The sequence below is a fragment of the Curtobacterium sp. NPDC087082 genome, from assembly GCF_044745045.1.
In the GTDB taxonomy this organism is placed as follows: Bacteria; Actinomycetota; Actinomycetes; order Actinomycetales; family Microbacteriaceae; genus Curtobacterium.
The window spans coordinates 437,498-461,784 of record NZ_JBIUZN010000005.1 but is presented as its reverse complement, the minus strand read 5'-3'; the positions used below and the strand labels follow the sequence as shown (position 1 = coordinate 461,784).

The 24,287-nt window shown below is 72.8% G+C and carries 22 protein-coding genes; 12 read left to right on the top strand and 10 right to left on the bottom strand.

The genetic code is table 11. The features are described from left to right. Window positions 1-134: 134 nt before the first annotated feature. Complete coding sequence (locus ACIPEP_RS15770; RefSeq protein ID WP_070416464.1) at window positions 135-875, top strand: FadR/GntR family transcriptional regulator; 741 nt, start codon at window positions 135-137, stop codon at window positions 873-875. A 195-nt stretch (window positions 876-1,070) separates the two neighbouring features. After that, a complete protein-coding gene (locus ACIPEP_RS15765) occupies window positions 1,071-1,766 on the top strand; it encodes a class I SAM-dependent methyltransferase (protein ID WP_402717787.1) in 696 nt (231 codons plus the stop codon). Here ACIPEP_RS15765 and ACIPEP_RS15760 read toward each other — a convergent pair. The 4 genes from ACIPEP_RS15760 to ACIPEP_RS15745 all read right to left on the bottom strand — a co-directional run bounded on the left by ACIPEP_RS15760 (window position 1,726) and on the right by ACIPEP_RS15745 (window position 6,521). Beyond that, on the bottom strand, window positions 1,726-2,649 hold the full coding sequence (locus ACIPEP_RS15760; RefSeq protein ID WP_402717786.1) for a sugar phosphate isomerase/epimerase family protein: 924 nt from the start codon (window positions 2,647-2,649) through the stop codon (window positions 1,726-1,728). The two genes, ACIPEP_RS15765 and ACIPEP_RS15760, sit on opposite strands and share 41 nt — an antisense overlap. Further along, entirely contained in the window at window positions 2,646-3,866 is a 1,221-nt protein-coding gene (locus tag ACIPEP_RS15755; protein WP_402717785.1) for a DUF993 family protein, read from the bottom strand. Before ACIPEP_RS15755 ends, ACIPEP_RS15760 begins: the two co-directional genes overlap by 4 nt. Then, window positions 3,863-5,137, bottom strand: a complete 1,275-nt coding sequence (locus ACIPEP_RS15750) for a Gfo/Idh/MocA family protein (RefSeq protein ID WP_402717800.1) — start codon at window positions 5,135-5,137, stop codon at window positions 3,863-3,865. Before ACIPEP_RS15750 ends, ACIPEP_RS15755 begins: the two co-directional genes overlap by 4 nt. A 343-nt stretch (window positions 5,138-5,480) precedes the next feature. Next, window positions 5,481-6,521 carry a LacI family DNA-binding transcriptional regulator gene (locus tag ACIPEP_RS15745; protein ID WP_402717784.1) on the bottom strand — a complete coding sequence of 347 codons (1,041 nt, stop codon included), beginning with the start codon at window positions 6,519-6,521 and terminating at the stop codon, window positions 5,481-5,483. Between the two features lie 248 nt (window positions 6,522-6,769). Between ACIPEP_RS15745 and ACIPEP_RS15740 the strand changes: the two genes are divergently transcribed. From ACIPEP_RS15740 to ACIPEP_RS15715, 6 genes are all read left to right on the top strand, one after another. Further along, window positions 6,770-8,053 carry an extracellular solute-binding protein gene (locus ACIPEP_RS15740; protein WP_071295471.1) on the top strand — a complete coding sequence of 428 codons (1,284 nt, stop codon included), beginning with the start codon at window positions 6,770-6,772 and terminating at the stop codon, window positions 8,051-8,053. A 78-nt stretch (window positions 8,054-8,131) separates the two neighbouring features. Next, on the top strand, window positions 8,132-9,106 hold the full coding sequence (locus ACIPEP_RS15735; RefSeq protein ID WP_309779137.1) for a sugar ABC transporter permease: 975 nt from the start codon (window positions 8,132-8,134) through the stop codon (window positions 9,104-9,106). Continuing rightward, entirely contained in the window at window positions 9,103-10,023 is a 921-nt protein-coding gene (locus tag ACIPEP_RS15730; RefSeq protein WP_309888178.1) for a carbohydrate ABC transporter permease, read from the top strand. The genes ACIPEP_RS15735 and ACIPEP_RS15730 overlap by 4 nt, the downstream gene beginning before the upstream one ends. Beyond that, on the top strand, window positions 10,023-11,714 hold the full coding sequence (locus tag ACIPEP_RS15725; protein WP_402717783.1) for a hypothetical protein: 1,692 nt from the start codon (window positions 10,023-10,025) through the stop codon (window positions 11,712-11,714). Before ACIPEP_RS15730 ends, ACIPEP_RS15725 begins: the two co-directional genes overlap by 1 nt. Further along, window positions 11,711-13,708 (top strand): DUF6807 family protein, encoded by a 1,998-nt coding sequence (locus tag ACIPEP_RS15720; RefSeq protein ID WP_402717782.1) that lies wholly within the window; start codon window positions 11,711-11,713, stop codon window positions 13,706-13,708. Before ACIPEP_RS15725 ends, ACIPEP_RS15720 begins: the two co-directional genes overlap by 4 nt. After that, window positions 13,705-14,190, top strand: coding sequence for a tetratricopeptide repeat protein (locus ACIPEP_RS15715; RefSeq protein WP_070416470.1), 486 nt, complete (start codon window positions 13,705-13,707; stop codon window positions 14,188-14,190). Before ACIPEP_RS15720 ends, ACIPEP_RS15715 begins: the two co-directional genes overlap by 4 nt. Window positions 14,191-14,203: 13 nt before the next feature. Here the strand turns inward: ACIPEP_RS15715 and ACIPEP_RS15710 are convergent, their stop codons facing one another. Next, window positions 14,204-15,592: a serine/threonine-protein kinase gene (locus tag ACIPEP_RS15710; protein ID WP_070416471.1), complete on the bottom strand. Its 1,389-nt coding sequence runs from the start codon at window positions 15,590-15,592 to the stop codon at window positions 14,204-14,206. A 76-nt stretch (window positions 15,593-15,668) separates the two neighbouring features. Further along, window positions 15,669-17,549 carry a family 43 glycosylhydrolase gene (locus ACIPEP_RS15705; protein ID WP_402717781.1) on the bottom strand — a complete coding sequence of 627 codons (1,881 nt, stop codon included), beginning with the start codon at window positions 17,547-17,549 and terminating at the stop codon, window positions 15,669-15,671. Between the two features lie 89 nt (window positions 17,550-17,638). Between ACIPEP_RS15705 and ACIPEP_RS15700 the strand changes: the two genes are divergently transcribed. Next, window positions 17,639-18,241 carry a dihydrofolate reductase family protein gene (locus ACIPEP_RS15700; RefSeq protein ID WP_402717780.1) on the top strand — a complete coding sequence of 201 codons (603 nt, stop codon included), beginning with the start codon at window positions 17,639-17,641 and terminating at the stop codon, window positions 18,239-18,241. Here the strand turns inward: ACIPEP_RS15700 and ACIPEP_RS15695 are convergent, their stop codons facing one another. The 3 genes from ACIPEP_RS15695 to ACIPEP_RS15685 all read right to left on the bottom strand — a co-directional run bounded on the left by ACIPEP_RS15695 (window position 18,242) and on the right by ACIPEP_RS15685 (window position 20,554). Then, window positions 18,242-18,724, bottom strand: coding sequence for a hypothetical protein (locus ACIPEP_RS15695; RefSeq protein WP_402717779.1), 483 nt, complete (start codon window positions 18,722-18,724; stop codon window positions 18,242-18,244). Between the two features lie 70 nt (window positions 18,725-18,794). Then, the gene (locus ACIPEP_RS15690) at window positions 18,795-19,640 is read right to left on the bottom strand and encodes an ABC transporter permease (RefSeq protein WP_402717778.1); all 846 of its coding nucleotides are present in this window, start codon (window positions 19,638-19,640) and stop codon (window positions 18,795-18,797) included. Further along, entirely contained in the window at window positions 19,637-20,554 is a 918-nt protein-coding gene (locus ACIPEP_RS15685; RefSeq protein ID WP_071295508.1) for an ABC transporter ATP-binding protein, read from the bottom strand. The genes ACIPEP_RS15690 and ACIPEP_RS15685 overlap by 4 nt, the downstream gene beginning before the upstream one ends. Window positions 20,555-20,710: 156 nt before the next feature. On the opposite strand from ACIPEP_RS15685, the gene ACIPEP_RS15680 reads away from it, so the two are divergent. Next, window positions 20,711-21,259: a putative immunity protein gene (locus ACIPEP_RS15680; protein WP_402717777.1), complete on the top strand. Its 549-nt coding sequence runs from the start codon at window positions 20,711-20,713 to the stop codon at window positions 21,257-21,259. After that, a complete protein-coding gene (arr, locus tag ACIPEP_RS15675) occupies window positions 21,256-21,666 on the top strand; it encodes an NAD(+)--rifampin ADP-ribosyltransferase (RefSeq protein ID WP_402717776.1) in 411 nt (136 codons plus the stop codon). Before ACIPEP_RS15680 ends, arr begins: the two co-directional genes overlap by 4 nt. Window positions 21,667-21,772: 106 nt before the next feature. Here arr and ACIPEP_RS15670 read toward each other — a convergent pair whose 3' ends face one another. After that, complete coding sequence (locus ACIPEP_RS15670) at window positions 21,773-22,597, bottom strand: helix-turn-helix domain-containing protein (RefSeq protein ID WP_092383866.1); 825 nt, start codon at window positions 22,595-22,597, stop codon at window positions 21,773-21,775. A gap of 144 nt (window positions 22,598-22,741) precedes the next feature. On the opposite strand from ACIPEP_RS15670, the gene melA reads away from it, so the two are divergent. After that, window positions 22,742-24,166 (top strand): alpha-galactosidase, encoded by a 1,425-nt coding sequence (gene melA, locus ACIPEP_RS15665; protein ID WP_229086661.1) that lies wholly within the window; start codon window positions 22,742-22,744, stop codon window positions 24,164-24,166. Window positions 24,167-24,287 lie beyond the last annotated feature (121 nt).

Below are 24,287 nucleotides of genomic sequence, written 5' to 3'. Positions count from 1 at the left end.
GAGGTGACGCATCGGTGCGCACGGACCAGTGTGCGCGGTCACTCCAAACTTGTCAACCGGTTGACCATTCGATGCCGCCGCGGTTCGGCAGGGAGTCCGACCGCAACCGGTTGACCGACCGGTACGCTCACTGCATGCCCGCGTTCAGCCCGGACGACCCGCTCAACATCCGCCTCGAACTCGAGTCGGTGCCGACGGGCTCCCCCGCCTCCGAGGTCGCCCGACAGCTCGTCTCCCTGCTGACCGCCGGCGACCTTGCTCCCGGTTCGCGGCTGCCCTCGGAGCGGGTGCTGGCCGAACGGCTCGGGGTCGGTCGGTCCGCCGTGCGAGAGGCCCTCGCGGCGCTCGAGATCCTCGGCATCGTGCAGATCCGCCCGGGTTCCGGCACGTACCTGCAGGGCGGGACCTCGGACCTGCTGCCGACGACCCTGTCGTGGGGGCTCATGCTCGCGTCGAACCGGACCCGGGAGCTGCTCGAGGTCCGGTCGTCGCTCGAACGCACCGCGGCGATCCTCGCCGCCCAGCGTGCGACGCCGGCGCAGCTCGACGAGCTCCAGACCTACATCGACCGGCAGCACCAGGCGCTCGACGACCCGGACGCCTTCATCGACGCCGACGTCCGGTTCCACGTGCTGCTCGCCCGCTCCGCCGGGAACGACGTGCTCGCCGACCTGCTGCAGAGCCTCCGCTCGATGCTCAGCGTGTGGGTCGGCCGTCGTGTCCGGACCCGCCAGGCCACCGAGGCCGCGTACGAGGAGCACCGTGCGATCCTCGAGGCGCTCCGGGCCGGGGACGTGCTCGCGGTGCAGCGGGCGATGGACGACCACATGGCCACGGCGAGCGCCCGCATCGAGCACGCCGGCCCCGCCGACTGACGGACGGGCCCAGCCACCGGCCCCGTGCGGGCGCTTCGTGAGCAGAAATGGTCAGGTCGGGGAGAGCGACCCGACATCTTCTGCTCACGATCGGGCGGCCAGGAGGCGCGGCGCGGCCCCGCCACGCACGGTGCGACGTTGCCGGGGTGGCAACACCGCTTGGGGTCCGGCCGGTCCGTGCGGTGGAGTGTGCGCATGCACACGCACGACGACAGCACCGCCAGCGAGTCCGGTTCCGCACGCAGCTGGTGGGAGGCCCGCTACGCCGAGCACGACGGGATCTGGTCGGGGCGGGTGAACGCGGTGCTCGCGGACGTCGCGTCGTCGCTGCCCGCGGGACGCGCGCTCGACCTGGGCTGTGGCGAGGGCGGCGACGTCGTCTGGCTCGCCCGGCAGGGGTGGGAGAGCACCGGGGTGGACCTGTCGGTGACGGCGGTCACCCGCGGTTCCCGGGCTGCCGTCACCGCCGGGGTCGAGGAGCGGACGGCGTTCGTCGCGGCGGACCTCGGCTCGTGGGACACCGCGGCGCGGTTCGACCTCGTCACGGCGTCGTTCCTGCAGTCGTGGCCGGTCGAGATCCCGCGTGGGGCGATCCTGCGGCGGGCGGCCGGGTTCGTGGCGGCCGGCGGGCACCTGCTCGTGACGGCGCACGCCGCGCCCCCGCACGGGGACCTGCCCGAGGAGATGCGGGCGTACCGCTTCCCGACGCCGGCGGAGGACCTCGCGGCACTGGGGCTCGACGGCGGGTGGGAGGTCGTGGCCGCCGAGCTCCGACCGCGCACCGCGGTGACGCCCGAGGGAGCGCCGCACGAGGTGCTCGACAGCGTGGTGCTGGTCCGCCGCCGCCCCCTCAGCGAGGCGGAGGCAGGGGCAGCGGCACCGAGGCCGTGAACGCCCGGACCACCCGGTCGACGACGTCCGTCGCCGGGGCGTCCCACACGGCCTGGTTGAAGATCTCCACCTCGACGTCCCCGGAGTACCCGGCGGCGCTCACGGCAGCGGTGACCGGCCCGAAGTCGATGTGCCCGTCCCCCATCACACCCCGGGAGAGCAGCGGGTCGGCGGCGATCGGGGTGAGCCAGTCGCACACCTGGTAGCTCGCGATCCGCCCGGCGGCACCGGCGCGGGCCACCGAGGCCGCGAGTGCCGGGTCCCACCAGACGTGGAACGTGTCCACGACCACGCCGACGGCAGCGGCCGGGAAGGGCGCCGCGAGGTCGAGGGCCTGCGCGAGGGTCGACACGACGGCCCGATCGGCGGCGTACATCGGGTGCAGGGGCTCGACGGCGAGCTGGACGCCGGCGTCGAGGGCGTGCGGAACGAGGTCGGCGAGGGCGTCGGCCACGCGGTCCCGGGCGTCGATCAGGTCGCGGGACCCCTCGGGCAGTCCTCCGGCGACGAGCACGAGCACCGGCGCGGACCCGGGCGCACCGGCCTCGGCCAACGCCGCGGTCTCGTCGATCGCCCGGCGGTTGTCGTCGAGTGCCCGCTGCCGTTCGGTGCCGGCCGGGAGGGTGAAGAAGCCGCCGCGGCAGTGCGAGGAGACCCGGAGGCCGGAGTCGGCGACCATCCGCACGGCCTCGGACAGCCCGACCTCGGCGACGGGCTCCCGCCACGTGCCGATCGCCTGGACGCCGGCGGCGCGGACGGTGTCGAGGGCGCCCCGGAGCGAGGCGTACTTGATCGTCGCCTGGTTGATCGAGAGCCGCGGATGCGGGGGTGCGGAGCCCGGGGCGGCACCGGCCCGCGTGGCGCGGACGACGGGGGTGCTCACGCGACCACCCCGGAGAGCGGGCGGTCGGCGGGGGTCGAGCCGCGCCTCCTGGCCGTCACGGGCACACCGGACACGGTGAGCAGGTCGTGCCACCGCGACGCCGCGAGCGACGGGTCGTCGAGCGCGCCGCAGGCGTTCGCGAGCCGGACGGTCTCGGACAGGTGCGGCAGGGAGCGGCCGGCGTGCTGACCGCCGACCATGGCGAAGGCACCCTGGTGGCCGTTCAGCCAGGCGAGGAAGGCGATGCCGGTCTTGTAGTGCCAGGTCGGGGCGCTGAAGACGTGGCGGGACAGGGCCTCGGTGGGGCCGAGCAGCGCGCGGAAGGCGGTCTCGTCGGGGAGGGCCCGGACGGCGGCGGAGGCGATCGGCGCCACGGCGGCGAACGCGCCGAGCAGGGCGTCGGAGTGCGTCCGATCGGTCCCGGCGATGAGGTCGACGTAGTGGAAGTCGTCGCCGGTGAACATCCGGACGCCGGCGGGCAGCTGGGAGCGGAGCGCGACCTCGGCCCGGGCGTCGAGCAGGCTCATCTTGATGCCGGCGACCTTCGACCCGGCGTCGCCCATGATGTCGAGCACGGTGTCGGGGCCGTGCTGACCGCCGAAGTAGCCGGCGAGGGCGGGGTCGAACGCCTCCCCCAGCCAGTGCAGGACGACGGGGGCGCTCGCCCGCTCGATGACCCTGCGGTAGACGCGGCGGTAGACCGCGGCCGGTGCGTCACTGCGTTGCGCCAGGCGCGCCAGGTGCCGGCTCGCCATGAGCACGACCCCCGCGCCGGCGTCCTCGGCGTGGTGGAGCTGGGCGACGTAGGCGTCGACGACCTGCTGCTCGGTGGCGACCTGGTCCGGGAGGTCGTCGGTGTTCACGCCGACGACGATGCGGCCGCCGACGGACTGCGCCTCGCGGGCGCTGCGGGTGATGAGCTCGCGCGTGGCGGCCGGGTCGAGCCCCATGTTCCGCTGCGCGGTGTCCATCGCGTCCGCGACGCCGAGGCCCCATGACCAGAGGTGGTGCCGGAACGCGAGGGTGGCGTCCCAGTCGAGGTCCGCCGGTGCACCCGGCGTGTTGTCGGCGGCGGTGCGCGGGACGACGTGGGCGGCGGCGTACACGACGCGCTCGGTGAGCGGGGCGGTCGGCTTCGCGGTGGCCGCCACGGCCGGCTCGCGCAGGTCGGCCCGGCTGGTCGTGCCGTCGGGCGCGAGCAGGGTCAGGGTGGTCATGCGCGTGCTCCGACGGTCTCGGCGTCGTCGGCGCGGTCGGCGCTGTCGGCGCTGTCGGCGCTGTCGGCGCGGTCGGTGCGTTCGGTGCGTTCGGCGTTGTCGGCGCGTTCGGCGCTGTCGCCCTGGAGGCGCGGCTCGGCCCCGGTGGGCAGGGTCAGCTCGGGCAGGTCGATGCGTCGTCCTTCGGCGCTCGAGCGCAGACCGGCCTCCGCGAGCGCCACGCCGCGGGCACCGGACAGCAGGTCGTAGGGGTGCGGGCGGCCGGCGACCAGGTCCTGCAGGAAGTCCTCCCACTGGGCGCGGAACCCGTTGCCGAACACCTCGTTGTCGGGGATCTCGAGCCACTGCGCCCTGTAGTCGCGGTCGTCCCGCAGGTCGGGGTTCCACACCGGCTTCGGCGTCGCCGTCCGGGGCTGGATCCGGCAGCCGAACAGTCCCGCGACGGCGCTGCCGTCGGTGCCGTCGACCTGGAACTCGACGAGCTCGTCACGGTCGACGCGGACCGCCCAACTCGAGTTGATCTGCGCCGTGATGCCGCCGGCGAGGTCGAACACGCCGTAGGCCGCGTCGTCCGCGGTCGCCGCGTACCCGGTCCCCTGCTCGTCGGTTCGCTCGTCGATGTGCGTGACCGCGCGGGCGTACACCGACTCCACGCGGCCGAACAGCTGCTCGAGGACGTAGTTCCAGTGCGGGAACATGTCGACGACGATGCCGCCGCCGTCCTCGCGGCGGTAGTTCCAGCTCGGCCGCTGCGCGGTCTGCCAGTCCCCCTCGAACACCCAGTAGCCGAACTCGCCGCGGACGGAGAGGATCCGGCCGAAGAACCCGGAGTCGATGAGCCGGCGGAGCTTCCGGAGGCCGGGCAGGTAGAGCTTGTCGTGGACGACGCCGTTCGGCACGCCGGCGTCGGCGGCGAGGCGGGCGAGCTCGAGTGCCTCGTCGGAGGTCTCGGCCGTGGGCTTCTCGGTGTAGACGGCCTTGCCGGCGGCGATCGCCTTCCGCAGGGCGTCGGCGCGGGCGCTCGTCACGGCGAAGTCGGCGAAGACGTCCCAGCGGGGATCGGCGAGGGCGGCATCGAGGTCGGTCGTCCAGTGCTCGAGGCCGTGCCGGGTGGCGATCTCCTCGAGCTTCGCGGCGTTCCGGCCGACGAGGATCGGTTCGACCTGCAGCCTCGTGCCGTCCGGGAGCGGGAGCCCGCCGTCGTCGCGGATGGCCAGGATCGACCGCACGAGGTGCTGGCGGTAGCCCATGCGTCCGGTGACGCCGTTCATGATGATGCCGATGGTGCGCGTGGTCAACGCGTGCTCCCTTGCTCGCTGTGGCCCGCTCGCCACCGTGGTGGAAAGCGCTTGCCGGAACCGTACACCACGGCCCGTGCCGACCGCACGCGCGTGTTCGGGTGTGTGCGTTCGGGGCCGGGCGTGCGGCGCGGGCGGGGGCGTGCGGGGCACGGGCCTGGGGCGTGGGCGCCCCGTGCCACTTCGTGAGCAGGAACGGTCGGGTCGCGCCACGGCACCCGACCGTTTCTGCTCACGATCCGGGCGGCGGGGACGGGCCCGGGCGACGAGGACGAGCGCGGGCGCGGGGCGCCCGGGCTCGGGGCGCCCCGGCCCGCTAGCGCGCCGTGCTCGCGCGCAGCACGACCTCGCCGTCGATGGCGCCGTCCGGCTCGAGCCCGAGGGCCCGCCGCACCGCCCGCTCCCCGATCTCCTCGAGGGGCAACCGCACCGTGCTCAGCGCCGGCACGACGTCGGCGAGCATCCGCACGTCGTCGAACCCCGCGACCCCGACGTCCACCCCCGGGACGAGCCCGCGCTCCCGGATCGCCGCGACCGCCCCCACCGCCATGAGGTCCGTGACCGCGAACACGCACCGCGGCAACGCCCCCGAGCCCGCCGCAGCCCGGTCGAGCAGCGACACCATCGCCCGGTACCCGCCGTCCCGCGTGAACTCCGACGGCACCACGGCGTCGTCGGGCACCCGGATCCCGTGGGCGGCGAGGCCCGCGACGAAGCCCTCGTAGCGGGCGTGTGCGGTGGCGAGCGACGGATCGCCGGCGAGCACCGCGAACGAGTCGTGCCCCTGTTCCACCAGGGCGCCGGCGAGCGCCGCAGCACCGCTGAGGTTCCGGATCACGAGTGGTTGCACGCCCGACACGCCTGCCACGGCGCCGTCGAGGTCGGACACGAGGGCCGACACCCCCGCGCCGGCCGCGACGAGTCCGGAGACGGCCGACGCCAGCTCGGCGCCACCACCGAGGCGACGGCTCACCGCGAGCACCACGGCCCGCGGCCGGAGCCCCGCGACGACGCCGAGGACGGCCGCCTCGCGCGACGGGTCCCCTCCCGTCGACGTGATCGTGACGACGAGCCCGGCGTCGTCGGCGGCGCGGATGGCCCCGGCGGCGATGGCCGCGAAGTACGGATCGGCGATGTCGCCCACGACGAGCGCGAGCGTCGTGGTGGTCCCGCGGGCGACGGCCTGGGCCTGCACGTTGGCGGTGTACCGGAGCTCCTGGGCCGCGGCGTGGACGCGGTCGACCGACTCCTGCCGGACCTTCCGCACGCTGCCGTTGAGCGCGCGCGACGCGGTCGCGAGCGAGACGCCTGCCCGCGCAGCCACGTCGGCCAGGGTGACCGAGCTCCGTTCGGGCATGTCGCGCCTCCAGTCCGTCGGCTCCGCGCTGTGTGGCGAGGGCTGTCTGTGGCGAGGATAGCGATTTCCCGCGCGCCGGGGCGGAGCCGCGGCGACGGACCGAGCCGTCACGTCACAATGTCCAAACATTCTGAAGGAAAGCGCTTGCCAGAATCACCGGGCGTCGTGTAGACCTTGTCTCCTCGGCCGAGACACCCCGAACGCTCGCCCACGGCAGACGCCAGTGGTCCCGAACGAAAGCAGTGACGATGAAGTCATCCAAGAAGATGCTCGCGCTCGCCGGCGGCATCGCCGCACTGGCGCTCCTGAGCGGCTGCGCCTCCGGCAGCGGTTCCGGCGACGGCGGCAAGGTCGACCAGCTGACCTTCTGGCTCTCCACGTCGACGGCGCAGGAGAAGGGCTACCAGGACCTCGCGACCGACTACGAGAAGAAGACCGGCGTCACGGTCAAGATCGTGAACCTGCCGTACGACGGGCTGCAGACGAAGCTCCGCGAGTCGGCGCAGGCGAACTCGCTGCCCGACGTCGTGCGAGCCGCGGGCATCGACCCGATCTGGACCGGCAAGACCGTCGACCTGGCCTCGATCGTGGACGACGACGCGAACAAGATCGACAAGGACATCATCGCGAAGGACGACGACGGCAAGGTCACCTCGATCCCGTCCGACGTCACCGCGGCGGGCCTGTTCGTGAACAAGTCGCTGTTCGACAAGGCCGGCATCGCCTACCCGACGGACCCGGCGAAGGCCTGGACCTGGGACGAGTTCCTGCAGGCCGCCGACCAGGTGAAGGCGAAGACCGGCGCGAAGTACGACCTGGTGTTCGACTCCTCGCCGTCCCGCCTGCGCGCCTACATGTTCACCAAGGGCACCGACTTCATGCAGCAGGAGAAGGACGGCTCCTTCCCGACCGACTCGAAGACCGTCTCGGCGCTGCAGGACTTCGCCGACATGAACGACGACTCCACGATGCCGAAGTCGGTGTGGACGAGCGGGCAGGACCCGAACGCCCTGTTCAAGAGCGGCCAGGTCGTCGCCTACTTCTCGGGCGTCTGGCAGTCGTCGGACTTCGCGTCGAACATCACCGACTTCGACTGGGCCAGCGCCGCGACCCCGGCCGACCCGACGCACGCCACCGAGATCAACTACGGCGGCAACATCGTCGGCTTCGAGAACTCGGACGCCCGCGGGACCGCGGCGAAGAAGTTCATCGACTACATGTACGAGCCGACGAACTACGCCAAGCTCGTGACGACGAACGGCTTCCTGCCGGTGGAGTCCGGGCTGGACATCAGCTACCCGTTCGAGTCGCAGGCCGCCAAGGACTCCTTCGCGCTCTACCAGAAGGAGATCGACGCGGCGGACCCGATCTCGAGCTCCTACGCCAAGGAGAGCGCGAAGTGGGCGGTCGAGGGCAAGGAACTCGGCACCGACCCCACCACCGCCGAGGTCGGCAAGCTCATCAACGGGCAGCAGTCGGCCAAGAAGACCCTCGAGACGATCACGAAGTACTACGAAGAGCACGTCGGATGACGGATCGGGGTCGGGTGCACGCACCCGACCCCGGCGTCTTTCCCCCCAGCAACACCGCGACGAACGAAGAGGATCATCGTGAGCATCCCCACCGCAGCCGGCGACGTGCAGACCGCCGTGCCCACCCCGGTGCCGCCCCGCCGGCCCGGCGCCGGGAAGACGACGAAGCGCCGCCGCTCCGGCGTCAGCAAGCCCGTCCTCGCCCCGATCCTCTTCGTCAGCGTCAACGCGGTGCTGTTCGTGGTGTTCTTCGTGTGGCCCGCGGTCATCGGCCTCGGCTACTCGTTCACCGACTACAACGGTGTCGTCGCCCCGAAGTTCATCGGGCTCGAGAACTACTTCGAGCTGTTCGCCGACGACACCTTCTACGCGGCGCTCCTCCGGACGTTCCTCTACGCGATCGTGGCGGTACCGCTCGGCTTCGTGCTCTCCCTGTCGATGGCGCTCATGCTCACGAGCCCCGCGGCGAAGGGCCGGAGCGTCGCCCGCATCGTCTTCTTCGTGCCGTGGCTCATCTCGCCGATCGTGACCGGCGTCATCTGGCGGTGGATGTTCGGCGAGAACTTCGGGCTCGCGAACTTCGTCATCGAATCCTTCGGCGGCAAGGCCGTCCCGTGGCAGTCGAACGCGGACCTGTCGCTGCTCGTCGTGGTGTTCGCCACCGCGTGGGCCGGAGCCGCCTTCAACATGCTGCTGTTCGTGGCCGCGATCCGGAACGTGCCGCAGTCCTACTACGAGGCGGCGTCCCTCGACGGCGCCGGCGCCTGGCACCAGTTCCGCTACATCACGCTGCCGAGCATCGCACCGACGTCGTTCATCGTGGTCCTGCTGTCGTCGCTCGGCGCCTTCAAGGAGTTCGCGACGATCCAGGCACTCAACGGCGGCGGTCCCGGCACCGACAACAACCTGCTCGTGCAGTACATCTACACGAACGGGTTCCAGAACGCCCACATCGGCTACGCGAGCGCGGCGTCGATGGTCCTCATGCTCATCCTCATGGCCATCGCGCTCATCCAGCTGGCCGTGAACCGTCGGACGGAGGCCCGCCGATGACCGCCACCCTGCCCAGCGCCTCCGGCGCACCCGCGACCGACGTCACGTCGGGGAACGCCAAGAACAAGAACACGACCAGGACCAAGCGCCTCGACGGCCCGCCCCGCCCCAGGGCCATCGCCGCCACCGCCCTGCTCTGGGTCTTCATCATCGCGTTCGGCTTCCCCGTGCTCTGGTTCGTCCTGAGCGCGTTCAAGCCCGGCGGCGAGCTGTTCTCCTACCCGCTCACCCTGTTCCCGAAGACGTGGTCGGTCAGCGGCTTCACGGAGGCCTGGGCGAGCTACGACTTCGCCCGCTACTTCGGCAACACCGTCATCGTCGCACTGGTCACCACCGTCCTCACCGTTCTGGCGAGCGCGGCGACGGGGTACGCGCTGGCGAAGTACGACAACAGGTGGCTCAAGGTCTTCTTCGTCTGCATCCTCGCGACGACGATGCTCCCGACCGAGGTCATCCTCGCGCCGACGTTCATCGTGATCCGCGACCTCGGCATGTACGACTCACTCGCCGGCATCATCGTGCCGTCGGTCATCACCGCGACCGGCATCTTCATGTTCCGGCAGTTCTTCCTCACTGTGCCGGACGACCTCGTCGAGGCCGCCCGCATCGACGGCGCGAGCGAGTTCGGCATCTTCTGGCGGATCATGCTGCCGATCTCCCGCCCGATCATGCTGACGCTCGCGATCTTCTCGTTCCAGTGGCGGTGGAACGACTACATCTGGCCGCTGCTCGTCCTCAACGACCCCCACCAGTTCACGATCCAGATCGCGCTGCAGAGCATCGTCGGCGCGGAGAACGTCAACTGGACGGTCCTGCTCGGCGCCTCGGTGATCTCGATCATCCCGCTCGTCCTCATCTACCTGGTCTTCCAGAAGTACGTGAACGGCGCGGACCTCAACGCGGGCCTCAAGGACTGATGGGCTTCCTCGACCTCGCCGGCACCGCGGCCGACGCCGACGCGGCCCGGCTCCGGCAGGCCACCGACGCCCCGGAGACGCTGCAGCACCGCGAACTCATGGCGCGCGCCCTCACCCTGGTCGGGGCGTGGGTCCGGAACGAGCGGACGGGAGGCGCGGCTCGCCCCACCGACGACGACCTCGCCACCGCGCACGGCTGGGTCCGGCACCTCGCCACCAGGCAGTCCCCCGGCGGCACGTTCGTCGGCGGCGACAACGTCCTCTCCCCGCCCGACTCCGCGTTCACGGTGAACGACGTGTGCGACGCCCTCGAGCTGCTCGCGCCGTACCGTGCGACCGTGCCGACGGCCGCGGCGCTGGCCGCCGACCTCGACGAGATCGTGCACCGCGCGACCCCGGCGTTGCTGACGGGTGGCGTGCACACACCGAACCACCGGTGGGAGATCGCGGCCGCACTCGCCCGCGTCCACCGGCTCCACCCCGACCCGGCCCTCGTCGAGCGGATCGACGAGTGGCTCGCCGAGGGACCGGACATCGACGCCGACGGCCTGTGGTCCGAGCGCAGCCCGAACTACGCCGCGGCGGTCTCGTGCCCGTCCTTCCTCGTGCTGGCGTCGGTGCTGGGACGGCCCGAGCTGCTCGACCCGGTGCGCCGCTCGCTCGACGCGACGCTCGCGCTGCTCCTGCCCGACGACACCGTCGAGACCGTGCAGTCCCGACGACAGGACCAGTCGCAGCCGTTCGGGATCGGACCGTTCGCACCCCTGCTCTGGCACGTCGCGGTGCTCGACGGCCGAGCCGACCTCGCCGCCGTCGCCGCCCGGGCAGCGGTCGCCGACACCTGGCAGCCCGGTGCGGTGGCGGCGCGGGCGATGACCGACCCGGTGCTCGAGCGCCCGCTGCCGGCGGGCGCACCGCTCCCCCGGGACACCTCGACGTTCCGGGCGGCACGGCTCGTCCACGTCCGCGAGGCCGACCGCGACGTCGTGCTCTTCGCCGGCTCGGACGTCCCGGCGGCAGGACACGTCCGCTCCGGGCTCGCGAACAGCCCGACGTTCCTGCGGGTACTCGCCGGCGCCGTCGTCCTCACCGACGTCCGGCTCTCGCGGGAGTTCTTCGGCCTCGGCCCGTTCCGCCCGACGAGGCTCGAGGACCTCGGCGCCGGCCGGTTCCGGCTGACCGAACGCGTGTCGGCCGGCTACCACCAGCCGCTCGCACCCGAGCACCGGCGGGCCGACGGTGACTACGCGCTCGCCGACGAGGGGCGGTTCTCGGCGTCGATGGCGTTCGGCAGCCGGACCGCCGACGAGGTGGCGCTCACGACGACGATCGACGTCACCCTGACGGCCGACGCGGTCACGCTCGACATCGAGACCGCCGGGGCCGACGTCCCGTGGTCGCTCCAGCTGACGTTCCGCGACGGGGGTACGTTCTCCGGTGTGAGCACCGATGCCGCCACCGCCGAACGCGTCCTCGTCACCGGGACCGCTTCGTACCACGTCGGCACCGACACCGTGACGTTCGGGCCGGGCAACGGCTCGGGCCCCGGGCAACCCGCGTTCTACGCGCCCGGCCAGGACTACGCGTTCCTCGGCGGGACGGACCGGCCGACGGGCTCGCACGTCCACGTCACCGGACGCGCGCCGGGCCGGACCCGTGTCGTGATCGGCACCCCGTCGGTGGGGTCGTGACCACGGAGCGACCGACGGCCGGCGATCCGAGCCGCACCGCGCCTCCCGGCATCGTCCTCGTCGGCGCGCGCGGCTACGGCCTGCACCACCGGGCGACCATCGACCGGCTCGTCGGCGTCGGGGCCTGCACGCTGACGGCCGTCGTCGACCCGACCCTCGACGCCGACGAGGACGGCTGCGTGCCGGTCGTCCACGACGTCGCCGCAGCGCGCGCGACCGGCCCGGTCGACGTCGTCGTGGTCGCGGCCCCGATCGCCGCGCACCTCCCCCTCGCCCTCGCCGCCCTCGAGAGCGGCGCCGACGTCCTCCTCGAGAAGCCGCCGGTCACGACGCGCGCGGACCTGGCCACCCTGCTCGACGCCGAACGACGCAGCGGGCGCGTGGTCCAGGTGGGGTTCCAGAGCCTCGGGTCGCACGCGCTGCCCGCACTCCGTGACGGGTCGCTCGTCGGGACCGTCCGGTCCGCCGCTGCCGTCGGCACCTGGACGCGCGACCAGGCGTACTGGGACCGCTCCGCCTGGGCCGGCCGTCGCCGGGTGGACGGGGTCGACGTCCTCGACGGCGTCGTCACGAACCCGCTCGCCCACGCCGTGGCGACCGCCCTCGCGCTCGTCGGCTGCCGTCGAGCCGACGAGGTGGCGCGCGTCGAGGTGGAGCTGTACCGGGCGAACGCGATCGAGGGCGACGACACCTCGGCCGTCCGGGTCACGACGACCGCCGGACGCGAGGCGACCGCGGCGCTCACCCTGTGCGGGCCGACCGAGGTCCTCCCGAGCGTGCGGGTCCGTGGCACGACCGGGAGCGCGGTCCTCGGGTACACGACCGACGAGGTCAGGATCGACGGGGTGACCCACGGCCTCGGGCGCACCGACCTGCTCGAGAACCTGCTCGCCCACCGGTCCCGCGGCGACGCGCTGCTCGTGCCGCTCGTGTCGACCGGCGCGTTCGTCGAGGTGCTCGAAGCCGTGCGGGCGACCGAACCGGTGCAGATCGACCACCCGTGGGTGACGTGGGACGGCGAGGGGCCCGCGCGTCGGCCGCTCGTCACGGACGTCGAGGCGGTCGTCGACCGCGCGGCGGACCAGGGCGCACTGTTCTCCGAGGTCGGCGCGCCCTGGGCGCACGCGGACCGCGACGAGGTGCTCGACGAGCTCGTCGTCGACGGCGTCGCGGTCGCGTCGGTCCTCGACGGCGCGGGGACGATCCCGACGTCGTCGCCCCGCCCGTACCTGCACCCGGTGCGGACCCTCGGCGGCACGGTCGTGAGCGCCCACCACCCGCCGGACCACGACTGGCACTGCGGCGTGGGGTTCGCGATCCCCGACCTCGACGGCGTGAACTGCTGGGGCGGACGGACGTACGTCCACGGCGAGGGCTACGTCTGGCGCGACGACCACGGCAGCGCCACGGTCGTGCACGCCGAGCACCACGGCCCCTCCCTGCGGCAGGAGGTCGTCTGGCGCGGTCCCGACGGCCACGTCGCCCTGCACGAGGACCGGGCCCTCGCCTGGCGGGCGGTCGACACCGGGTGGGAGCTCACGTGGTCGTCGTCGTTCCGCGTGCCCGGGGACGCGGTCGTCCGACTCGGCGGCCCCGGCAGCAACGGTCGGGTCGGGGCCGGGTACGGCGGCTTCACCTGGCGCTTCCCGCCGTGCGCCGACATCGCGGTCCGGACGGCGACGGCCAGCGGCGAGGACGCGGTGCACGGGTCGGTCGCGCCGTGGGTCGAGTGGTCGGCCGTGTTCGAGGGCGTCGGCGCCACGGTCCGGTTCGAGGCCCTCGACCACGACGACCCGTGGTTCGTCCGCGCCGCCGAGTACCCCGCGATCGGCTCGGCGCTCGCCTGGCGCACCCCGACGCTCGTGCACCCGGGGGTGCCCCTCGTCCGGTCGTTCCGAGCGACGGTGTCGGACGGCCCTGTCCGACACGGCCCGGTCGAGCACGGCCCGGTCGAGCACGGCCCGGACCGGTCCGCCAATACGCTGGTGGGATGAGCACCGAGGACTGGGAAGCCCGCGTCGCCGCACTCTGGGCCGACGACACCATCGACGACCAGGAGCGCATCGACCGCATGCGGGTCCTCGCCGACGCCGCACCCCACCCGGCGCTGGGCGCGTTCGAGCTCGGCGGGGCGAACGACTCCGGCGGCCACGAAGCCGAGGCCGACGTCCACTACACGGCCGCGACGGCAGCCGGGCTCGACACCGTGGACCCGACGAGGGCGGCGCAGATGGTCGTCCAGCATGCCTCGACGCTCCGCAACCTCGGCCGGGTCGACGAGGCGATCACGATGCTCCGCGATGCCCCCGAGCACCCGGCGACCGGCGCAGCGCCGAAGGTGTTCCTCGCACTCGCGCTGCACAGTGCCGGTCGCCACGACGAGGCGCTCCGGGTCGCGATCGAGGCGGTGGAGCCGACGCTCCCCCGGTACCACCGGTCGGTCCGGGCCTACGCGGCAGCCCTCACCGACGCCTGATCGCGACCACCCGTCAGGGTGCCAGCGGCAGCGCGTCGCTCGTCGTGCGGAGCGACTCCTGACGGATCTCGAGCTGGGTGACGGCGAGCGCGGCGAGGTCGTGCAGGTTCGCGAGGTCCGCCCCGGTCGTCTGGCGCGGCTTCGTGTCGAGCACGGCGAGCGTGCCGATCGGGGTGCCGTCGTGCTTCACGAGCGGGACGCTGACGTAGAACCGGATGCCGAGCGGGCCGGTGACGAGCGGGCTGTGCTGCATCTCGGGGTGCGTCTGGCCGTCCGGGATCACGACGGGCACCGGCACGGGGGCGAACCCGTTGCGGAAGTTGATGTGGCGCGCCGCGTCGTCGACGCCGGGGGCGATGTACGACTGCGACCAGGCACGGTCCTCGTCGAGCACCTCGACCAGGGCGATCGGGGCGTCGAACAGTCGCGCGGCCATCGCCGTCGTGCGCTGCAGCGCCTGTTCGGGCAGGCTGTCGAGCGTCGCTGGGCGGGCACGGTCGGCGTGCGCAGCAGCCTCGGCCACGGGCGGCGCCTCGACGACGTGGTCGGCGGCGGTGGTCTCCGCGATGACGACGTCGCGCAGCATGGTCACGAGATCGGCGCCGGCCGGGCGCGCTGCCGGGTCCTGCGCGGTCATCGCCCGGAGCAGGACCTTCCAGTGCTCGGGCAGCGGCTCGGGCAGCACCGGGTCGCGGGACAACCGCGCGACGGCGGACTCGACGAGCGACCCCGGGAACTCCCGACGGCGGGTGAAGCACTGCAGCAGCACGAGCCCGAGCGAGTAGACGTCGCTCGGCGGACCGACCTCGCCGCCCCGCGCCTGCTCGGGGCTGAGGTAGGCGGCGGTCCCGGTGGTCACGCCGTCGGCCGTCAGCCGCTCGACACCGGCGGCGAGCGCGATGCCGAAGTCGGTCAACCGGGCGCGTGCACGGTCGGAGTCGTTGCCGTAGTCGACGAGCAGGATGTTCGACGGCTTGATGTCGCGGTGCACGACACCGTGGCTGTGGATGTAGTGCAGCGCCTCGGCCATGTCGTAGCCGATCTCGGCGATGTGGCGGGAGGCGAGCGGGCCGACGGAGAGCCGGTCCTCGAGGTCCTGCCCGGCGACCAGCGCCATCACGAGGTACCGCTGGCGGGTGCCGTCGTGGCCGGTGACGACGCCGGTGTCGAGCAGGCTCACGAGGTTGTGGTGCTCGAGGGACGCCAGGACGCCGAGCTCGGCCTCCTGCCGGGCGACGTCGACGGTGCCGGCGTGGAACACCTTCACGGCGACGGGCCGGTGGAGGCTCTCGTCGACCCCGCGGTACACGACGGACATGCCGCCCTGGCCGATGGCGTGTTCGAGCCGGTACCGCCCGTCGAGCAGTGGGGCCGTGGACGCGGTGTCCTCGGTCGGACTCATCTGACCCTCGTTCTCGGTTCCGGCAGGCAACGATGCATCTTCGCATCCCGGCGGGGATCGTGTTCCGTCGACGCGCTCAGTGGCCCGTCGCCACCGTGCTCACCCGCAGGTCGTCGAAGGTGCTCGTGAAGCCCGCACCGCCGAGCGAGATCAGCCCGATCCGCGGCTCCGCCCCGAGGTCCGCCGTCCACGTCCCGCCGCGCACGAAGTGCCGTCCGTCGACGCTGGTGTACGCGGTGTAGCGGTGCTCCCCGGCCACGAACCGGTGCACGATCCGCAGCGTGGTGGTGTCCCCGACCGGCCCGACGACCATGTTCCCGTAGGTCGGGGCACCGGCCGGTTGCCCGGAGACCTGCTTGCCGAACTCCGTCTGCCGGGTGTCGAAGATCGAGTTCGAGGTCAGGCGGACGTAGTCGCTGTCGCTCCTGTACACGATGAGCCCGCCCTGCACGTAGTTCACGCCGTCGCCGGTCGCCGGGGTGTCGACCTCGACGGTTGTCTCGGCCACCCAGTCGCCCCGGGGAGCCGGTTCGGACAGGACCGAGGCGAGCGGTGTCTGCGGCGGGTGGATGTCGGCGTCCTGCGTCCGCCACCGGAAGGCGCCCCCGGCGACCGTCCACGTGGAGGCATCGGGCTCACGGGTCCAGCGGAGCGCCGGCGGCAGGGTCGTCCCGTCGAAGTCGGTGGACAGCGCACGGATCGTCCGACCGGGCACGTCGACCGGTGCGGCGGTGGCGCGGTACGTCGGCCGTTGACCGGGCTGCGCCACCGGCCCCGGTTGCACGCCGTCCGAGGGGCCGGCTCCGCCGCGGACCACGGGCCAGCCGTGCACCCAGTCGAGCGGGTCGATGAGCACGGGCCGCTTCGTGTAGGTGCCCTGGCCCGCGTAGTACGGGTCGTCCCGGTCGACGGCGTGGTAGATGATCCAGTCCTGCCCGGCGAGGTCGGTGACGACCGTGTTGTGCCCGGTGCCGACCCAGCGGTTGCCGTTCTGGGCGAGCAGGGGCGTGCCGCCCACCCGGGTGCTCGTGATCCGCACGCCGTCCTGGTCGGTGAACGGGCCGAGCGGGCTGCGCGACCGGGCGACGAACACGCCGTACCCGGTCAGGGCGCCGTTGCAGCAGTTCGTGGCGGACCCCATGAAGTACCACCAGCGGTCGTGCCGCATCAGGTACGTGCCCTCGTAGCGGTTGTCGATCGCGATCTGCCGCTCGGTCGAGGGGATCGACCGCAGGCCGTCGCTGCTCAGCCGGCGGACGTTCACCCCGCCGAAGTAGCTGCCGAAGTACAGGTACGTGCTGCCGCGGTCGGTGATGACCTCGGGGTCGAACTCCCACCGCTGCCCGGTGCCGTTCGGTGCCGCCTGCGGTGCCACGACGGGTCCGCCGGAGTCCGTCCACGGTCCGGTCGGGCCCGGGCTCGTCGCGACCCCCACGGCCGACCCGCCGCCGGTCGGTGCCGTGCCGCTGGGGGTGTCCGACGCCGCGTAGTAGAGGTACCAGGTGCCCGGACGCCCGTGCGTCCCGGCGCGGTACACGACGTCCGGCGCCCAGATGCCGTTCGCGTCGCCCACCCAGGCCGGCTTCGTGGGGAAGGCGTCGTCGACGTACGTCCAGTGCGTCAGGTCGGTGGACCGGTACGTCGGGACCCCGTGCTGCACGAGCGACCCGTCCGGGTTCTGCTCCGTCGCCGTGAGGGCATCGGTCGTGCAGTAGAGGTACCAGTTCCGGTCGCGTCCCACCCCGCGCACGACGGTCGGGTCGGCGCAGCTCGCCGCGGTCTGGCCGTCCGGCAGTGCGAGCGTCATCGGGTTCTGGTGGGTCGGCGCGGCACCGCCCCGTGCGGACGTGGTCTCCGCGGCGACGGCGGGCGCACCGCTGGCACCGACCTGGAGGAACGTGGTCGCGAGTCCCGCGACCGTCGCGATCGCGAGGACTGCTCTGAGTGACCGGCGCACGGTGGACCTGCTCTCGTCGTCGAGGAGCGTGCGGACGAGCGTGAGCGTACGCTCACGCCAACCGGCCCGTCCGACGAAGGAGTCGCGAGATGCCCGCACGGTTCGTGTACTGGATCAACGCCTCGCTCGACGGCTTCGTCGAGACCGAGGCCGGTGAGCACAGCGGCGTCGAGGGCCCGGAGTGGATCCGGATCGACGAGACCGTGCACCGCGAGTTCAACCGCCGCGCGCGGGCGATGACGCTGTCCGTCGAGGGCCGCATCGTCCACGACATGATGGCCCCGTTCTGGCCCGACGCCCGCACCGACGAGTCCCTGCCCGCGTACATGCGCGAGTACGGCGAGATCTGGACCGAGCAGCCGAAGGTCCTGGTCTCCCGGTCGCGGACGGCGGCGGACCACAACACGCGGATCATCGGCCGCGACGAGGACGCGATCGACGAGCTCGCCCGCATCCGCGCCGAGTCCGAGGGCGACGTCGGTGTCGGCGGTCCGAGCATCGCGACGCAGCTGCTCGACGCCGGACTCCTCGACGAGCTGATGGTCTTCACGCACCCCGCCGTCCTCGGGCGTGGGCGTCCGCTGTTCGACCCGCCGCCGTCGGGTGCGCGACCGCCGTTGGTCCTCGACCTGCTCGAGCAGCAGCGGTGGGACAACGGGGTGACGCTGCACCGGTACGACCTCCGGCGCTGATCAGCCGGCGGACGGTGCCGTCCCGACGATGACCAGCCGCCACGCGCTCGACCGGTCGCTGTCGAAGCCGTTGAACGCGACGGAGTCGACGTCCGTGCTCGCGAGCCGCGTCAGGCGGATCGGGTTCGGGCTGTCCCGGCAGGCCACGGGGTCGACGGTGAAGTCGCCGGATCCGCCCCGGGACTCGATGCGGACGATCCCCCGCATGTGCCCGTTGCCGAAGCACGAGAACTCGAGGTGGTCGATCGCCTTCGCGGCCGGGAACCGCAGCGTGACGCCGGTCCCGACCTCGGACGGTTCCTCGTCGCCGGGTTGGATGTCCGCGGTCAGCACGCCGAGGACGTCCGGGTCGGTCTCGGTCGCCGCCTCCTGCGCGCTCCGCCAGTCGGCGAGCGCCTCCTCGTCGACCGTCGGCGTCGCCGTGCAGCCGGCCAGCAGCAGCAGGACGGCGAGCGGCGGGACGAGGAGGTGGGGACGGTGCACGGTGCGAGCCTACGGAACTGGAGGCGCGGCGCCAGCTGGCACCGCGCCTCCAGTCCGGGGGATGGTGGCGTCAGACGTCGCGTCGGCGTGCCACCACCAGTGCGAGTGCGCCCACCACGGCCACCTCGGCCGCGAGCACGCCGAAGCCGCCCCAGCCGTTCAGGACGATGCCCTCCTGCGGTGCGGCGTCGCCGGCCGAGTAGGTGAACAGCTGCATCCCGGCCTGGTCGGGCAGGAACTTCGTGACGTCGAGGAGCCACTGCGCCTGCAGCACGCTCGCGATGAGCGACAGCACGATCGGGACGACGAGCAGGAGCCCGAGGGTGATCGCGATCCCGCCGGCGCTCGACCGGACGAGGAGTCCGATGCCGTACGCCAGCAGGGCGAGCAGCGTGACGTACACCGAGGCGCCGAGCAGCGGCATGAACACCGACGGATCGGCGAGGTCGGCGTGCACGCCCTTGCCCGCCTGCAGGGCTGCCGAGGCGAACACCCCGATCCAGATCGACACCGCGCTGACGACGAAGGTGGTGACCGCGAGGACCGAGGCCTTCGCGAGGATCACACCCGTCCGGCGGGGGTCGGCGGTGAAGGTCGAGCGGACCTGGCCGGTGCCGTACTCCCCCGTGATGATGAGCACGCCGAGCACCGCGACGACGAGTGCCGTCAGGGAGACACTGGCGGTGTTGATCGTCACGAGGGTGCCGTTGGCGGAGTCCTGGGCGACGGGCGTGCCGACGTCGAGGGCGTTGCCGATGAGCACGGCCATCGCGATCGTCACCACGACGAGGATCGCCAGGCACCAGATCGTGGAGCGGATGCTGCGGAGCTTGATCCACTCGCTGCGGACGAGCCGGCCGAAGCCGAGCCCGATCGTGGGTGGCAGATTCGTGGGCGGCTGGGTCGTGGCGGTCATCGGGTGCCCTCCGATCGGTACTCGACGTCGTCGCGGGTGAGCGCCATGTAGGCCTCTTCCAGGCTGGCGCCCACGGGTGTGAGCTCGTGCAGCGGGACGCCGACCTGTGCGGCGATGTTCCCGACCGTGGTGGCGTCCGGGCCGACCACCATGAAGGTGCCGTCCTCGCGCGGGGTCACGGACGCGTTCGGACCGATCGCCTGGAACAGCTGGTCGGGAGCCGGCGTCCGGACGACGACGCGGCTGCCGCCGGTGCCGCCGCCCGCGGCGACGAACTCCTGGATGGGGGCGTCGGCGAGGACCCGGCCGCGGCCGAGGACGACGACGCGGTCGGCCGTCTGCGCCATCTCGCTCATGAGGTGGCTGGACAGGAACACGGTGCGACCGTCGGCGGCCATGCGGCGGGCGAGCTGGCGCACCCAGAGCACGCCATCGGGGTCGAGGCCGTTGACCGGCTCGTCGAGGATGAGAGTCTTCGGGTCGCCGAGCAGTGCCGCGGCGATGCCGAGTCGCTGCCCCATGCCGAGCGAGAACCCGCCGACGCGCTTCTTCGCGACGGAGTCGAGGCCGGTCATGTCGATGACCTCGTGCACGCGGGACTTCGGGATCCCGTGGGTCGCCGCGAGCGAGAGGAGGTGGTTGTAGGCGCTGCGGCCCTGGTGGACGGCCTTGGCCTCGAGGAGCGCCCCGACCTGCCGGAGTGGGTCGCGGAAGGACGTGTACGGCTGCCCGTTCACGATCGCCCGCCCGGCCGTGGGGCGGTCGAGCCCCATGATCATGCGCATCGTGGTGGACTTCCCGGCGCCGTTCGGCCCGAGGAAGCCGGTCACGCTGCCCGGCCGCACGACGAACGAGACGTCGTCGACGGCGGTCTTCGGACCGTACTGTTTGGTGAGGTGCTCGACTTCGATCACGGCGGCCACGCTACGGGGACCTGGGAGTCGGCCGCGTCCACCCTGAGGGGGAGATGGGGTGGACCGCTCGGGGGACCCCCGACGAGTGCGGAGCGTGCCGCGCGTCGAGGCAGCCGCCGCCGGACCGGATTCGGGCCGACGTGGCACCGTGGAGGCATGCCGTCGCCGCAGTCGCTGACCGAGGCCGACCGGCGCATCGTCGCCGGGTGGGCGGCCGACTGCGCCGAGCGCGTCCTCCCGCTGTTCGAGCGTGAAGCCCCGACCGACGGCCGTGCCCGCGACGCGATCGAGCGGGCGCGGGCGTTCTCCCGCGGGGAGCTCGACGCCGCCGGGCAGATCCGTCGGCGCTTCGAGGCGGGCCGGGCCGCGAACGCCGTGACCCCGGCAGCTGCCGTCGCGGCGGCGCGTGCCGCAGCACAGGCGTCCGGCGTCGCGCACATGGGGGCACACGCACTGGGCGCTGCCGCGTACGCGGCGCGGGCTGCGGGACTGGCCGAGCCGTGCCTCCAGGACGCCGCGGCCCGCGAACGGGACCGACAGCTCGCGCTCGCGGGCGACGAGGTGCGCGACGCCCTCCGCCGCTTGCCGGCAATCGGGACGGACACGTCGGGGCCGCTCGGTCCGGGACTCCTCGCGCGGGGCGACCTCGGCGAGCACGTGCGAGCGCTGCAGCAGGCGATCGCCGGCGCTACCCTGACGCCGTGAGCGACGCACTGGCCGACGGGCCCTTCTTCCACGGGACCAAGGCGGACCTGCACGTCGGCGACCTGCTGACCGCCGGGTTCCGCTCGAACTACCGGCCCGAGGTCGTGATGAACCACGTGTACTTCACCGCGCTCCGTGACGGCGCCGGGCTCGCGGCCGAGCTCGCGGCGGGCGATGGGATCCCCCGGGTGTACGAGGTCGAGCCGACCGGCGCCTTCGAGGACGACCCGAACGTGACGGACAAGAAGTTCCCGGGCAACCCGACGCGCTCCTACCGCAGCACGGCGCCGCTCCGGATCACCGGCGAGGTGACGGACTGGCCGCGGTTGACGCCGGAGGCACTGCAGGCGTGGCGCGATCGGCTGGCGGCGCTGCGCGCGGACGAGCGGGGCGAGATCATCAACTGACCGCCGCGCCCTCGGACCGGGATTTCGCGCTGCGCGACAGTTCACGGGATCGGGGCGCCGTGAAGTGTCGGTCAGCGCGAAAACTCGCGCCCGAGCGAGCCCGCCGTCAGCGCGACCGCGCCCGGTACTCCCCCGGCGGCCCGCCGCACGCCCGGGCGAAGTGCGCGTAGAAGCTCGACTGCGACCCGAACCCCGCCGCGTGCGCGATCTCCGACGTCGTCATCGAGGTCGTGGCGAGCAACCGCTGCGCCTCGGCGACCCGGCACCGGGTGAGGTACTCGAGGATGGTCGTCCCGACGTCCTGCCGGAACACCGACATCGCGTAGTGCGGGTGCAGGTGCGCCGCCGCGGCCACGTCGGCCACCTCGATCGGCTCACGGAACCGGTCGACCACGAACCGCACCATGTCGATCACCCGGTGCATGGCGTCCGCGGTGCCGTGCCCGCCGCCCGGGCGGAGGTCGACGGCGTCCCGGTGGTGCCGCAGCAGCCGTCGGACGAGCGCCTGGGCCTCGAGGTTCGCGATGGTCTCAGCGCCCTCGTCCGCGAAGTCCCGCTGCCACGAGCCGAGCATCGACTCGACGTCACGGCCGGCGGCCTCGGTCGGCACGACGACCGGCCGGTTGAGCAGCATCGCGCCGAGGTCGTGGTCGGGCAGCCCCCACGCGAGCACCTCCCCGAGCGGGATGTGCACCCACCGGAACTCCCCCGTCCCCGTCCCGTCGCCGACGAGCTGGTGCGGGGTCCAGCCCCAGAAGAGCGCGATCTCGCCGGCGTGCACGCTGACCGGGGCGCCGCCGAAGCGGTAGTCGAGGTGCCCGTCGAGCACGAGGTTGATCTCGAGGTCGTCGTGCCGGTGGGACGACGGCATGAGCGGCGCCGGGCCACGGTGGCTCCAGTACGCCGCTTCCATCGTCTCCACATCGAGCACACCGCGAGCCTACGACAGCGACCCGCGGGCCCGACAGCGGCCTCCGGGCCCGACAGCGACCCGAGCGCGCCCATCCGAGGATCCTGGAACCCCGCCGTCCGAAGCCGGAGGCCCGCACCCGCACCCGCTTCCTACCGTCGTTGCATGACCAAGATCACCATCATCGGCGCCGGCGGCTTCGTCTTCCCGTTCCGCCTCATCGGCGACCTCGTCTCCTTCCCCGCACTGCAGGGCGCGACGCTGCACCTCATGGACCTCGACGCGGGCAGGGTCGCCCGCACCGCGAGCGCTGCCCGCGAGCTCGTCGCCCACCACGGCCTCGGCACCGAGGTCCTCGAGACCACCGACCGCCGCGAGGCCCTCGCCGGCGCGGACGTCGTCATCATCACGTTCCAGGTCGGCGGCGTGGAGTCGTACAAGTGGGACGTGGAGATCCCCCGGAAGTACGGCATCGACCAGGCCGTCGGCGACACCGTGGGACCCGGCGGCGTGTTCCGCTTCCTGCGCTCCGTACGCGCCTACGAGGACATCGCCCGCGACGCGCTCGAGCTCTGCCCGGACGCCCAGTTCATCAACTACGCGAACCCGATGGCGATGGCCACGGCGTTCCTCAACGCGAAGGGCCTGCGCACGGTCGGCCTCTGCCACAGCGTGCAGGGCACCACGCGCATGCTCGCCCGGACCCTCGACGTGCCGTACGACGAGGTCGAGTACGTCAGCGCCGGCATCAACCACCAGGCCTGGATCCTCGAGTTCACGCGGCGGAACGGCGAGGACCTGTACCCGCGCCTCCGCGAGGTGATGACCGCGAAGCACCGGCGCGGCGTCGCGGCGGCCGACCTGCACGACGACGACGGCGACCACAGCGAGGCGGCTGCGGCGGCGAGCAACTACGAGGGCGGCAACGAGCAGGTCCGCACGCAGCTGATGCGGTCGTTCGGCTACTTCGAGACCGAGTCGAGCCACCACGCGAGCGAGTACGTGCCGTACTTCCGCAAGGACCCGGAGACGGTGCTCGAGTACATCCCGGAGCGCTGGGACTACTACGAGATCTGCCTCGCCCACGACGAGCAGGGCGACGTCGACCAGCAGCTCGAGAAGCTCAAGGCCGACCTCTCCCCGTCGGTCGAGTACGGCGCGAGCATCGTCAACGCGATCGTCACCGGCGTCCCCGCGGTGGTCTACGGCAACGTCCCGAACCGCACCGGCGTGATCGCCAACCTGCCGTCGGACGCCTGCGTCGAGGTCGCCTGCCTGGCCGACGGCAACGGGGTCACCCCGATCTCGTTCGGCGAACTCCCCCCGCAGCTCGCGGCGATCAACCGGACGAACACGAACGTGCAGACGCTGGCGGTCCGCGCGGCGCTGACCGGCAGCGTCGAGCACGTCCACCACGCGGTCGCGCTCGACCCCCTCACCGCGGCGCACCTGACGCTCGACCGGATCGCCGAGATGACCGACGAGCTGCTGCACGCGCACGCCGCGCTGCTCCCGGAGTCGCTGCGTCCGGCGACCGCGGCACCGGCCGAGCAGGGAGCCGTCCAGGAGGCGCGACCCGCCCTCGTCTGACCGCCCCGTCCGCCGACGGGGCCGGGTCCACCGCGCGACCCGGCCCCGTCACGGACGCACCCGGACCCCGGGACGCGCACCGCGCCTCCTGGACCACCACGGCACCACGACCTCGAAGGAG

Bases quoted from the DNA above. Each gene is read 5' to 3' on its own strand.
- ACIPEP_RS15770 (WP_070416464.1), top strand. From the start codon at position 135: ATGCCCGCGTTCAGCCCGGACGACCCGCTCAACATCCGCCTCGAACTC.
- ACIPEP_RS15765 (WP_402717787.1), top strand. From the start codon at position 1,071: ATGCACACGCACGACGACAGCACCGCCAGCGAGTCCGGTTCCGCACGC.
- ACIPEP_RS15755 (WP_402717785.1), bottom strand. From the start codon at position 3,866: ATGACCACCCTGACCCTGCTCGCGCCCGACGGCACGACCAGCCGGGCC.
- ACIPEP_RS15750 (WP_402717800.1), bottom strand. From the start codon at position 5,137: ATGAACGGCGTCACCGGACGCATGGGCTACCGCCAGCACCTCGTGCGG.
- ACIPEP_RS15745 (WP_402717784.1), bottom strand. From the start codon at position 6,521: ATGCCCGAACGGAGCTCGGTCACCCTGGCCGACGTGGCTGCGCGGGCA.
- ACIPEP_RS15740 (WP_071295471.1), top strand. From the start codon at position 6,770: ATGAAGTCATCCAAGAAGATGCTCGCGCTCGCCGGCGGCATCGCCGCA.
- ACIPEP_RS15730 (WP_309888178.1), top strand. From the start codon at position 9,103: ATGACCGCCACCCTGCCCAGCGCCTCCGGCGCACCCGCGACCGACGTC.
- ACIPEP_RS15725 (WP_402717783.1), top strand. From the start codon at position 10,023: ATGGGCTTCCTCGACCTCGCCGGCACCGCGGCCGACGCCGACGCGGCC.
- ACIPEP_RS15715 (WP_070416470.1), top strand. From the start codon at position 13,705: ATGAGCACCGAGGACTGGGAAGCCCGCGTCGCCGCACTCTGGGCCGAC.
- ACIPEP_RS15710 (WP_070416471.1), bottom strand. From the start codon at position 15,592: ATGAGTCCGACCGAGGACACCGCGTCCACGGCCCCACTGCTCGACGGG.
- ACIPEP_RS15700 (WP_402717780.1), top strand. From the start codon at position 17,639: ATGCCCGCACGGTTCGTGTACTGGATCAACGCCTCGCTCGACGGCTTC.
- ACIPEP_RS15690 (WP_402717778.1), bottom strand. From the start codon at position 19,640: ATGACCGCCACGACCCAGCCGCCCACGAATCTGCCACCCACGATCGGG.
- ACIPEP_RS15680 (WP_402717777.1), top strand. From the start codon at position 20,711: ATGCCGTCGCCGCAGTCGCTGACCGAGGCCGACCGGCGCATCGTCGCC.
- melA (WP_229086661.1), top strand. From the start codon at position 22,742: ATGACCAAGATCACCATCATCGGCGCCGGCGGCTTCGTCTTCCCGTTC.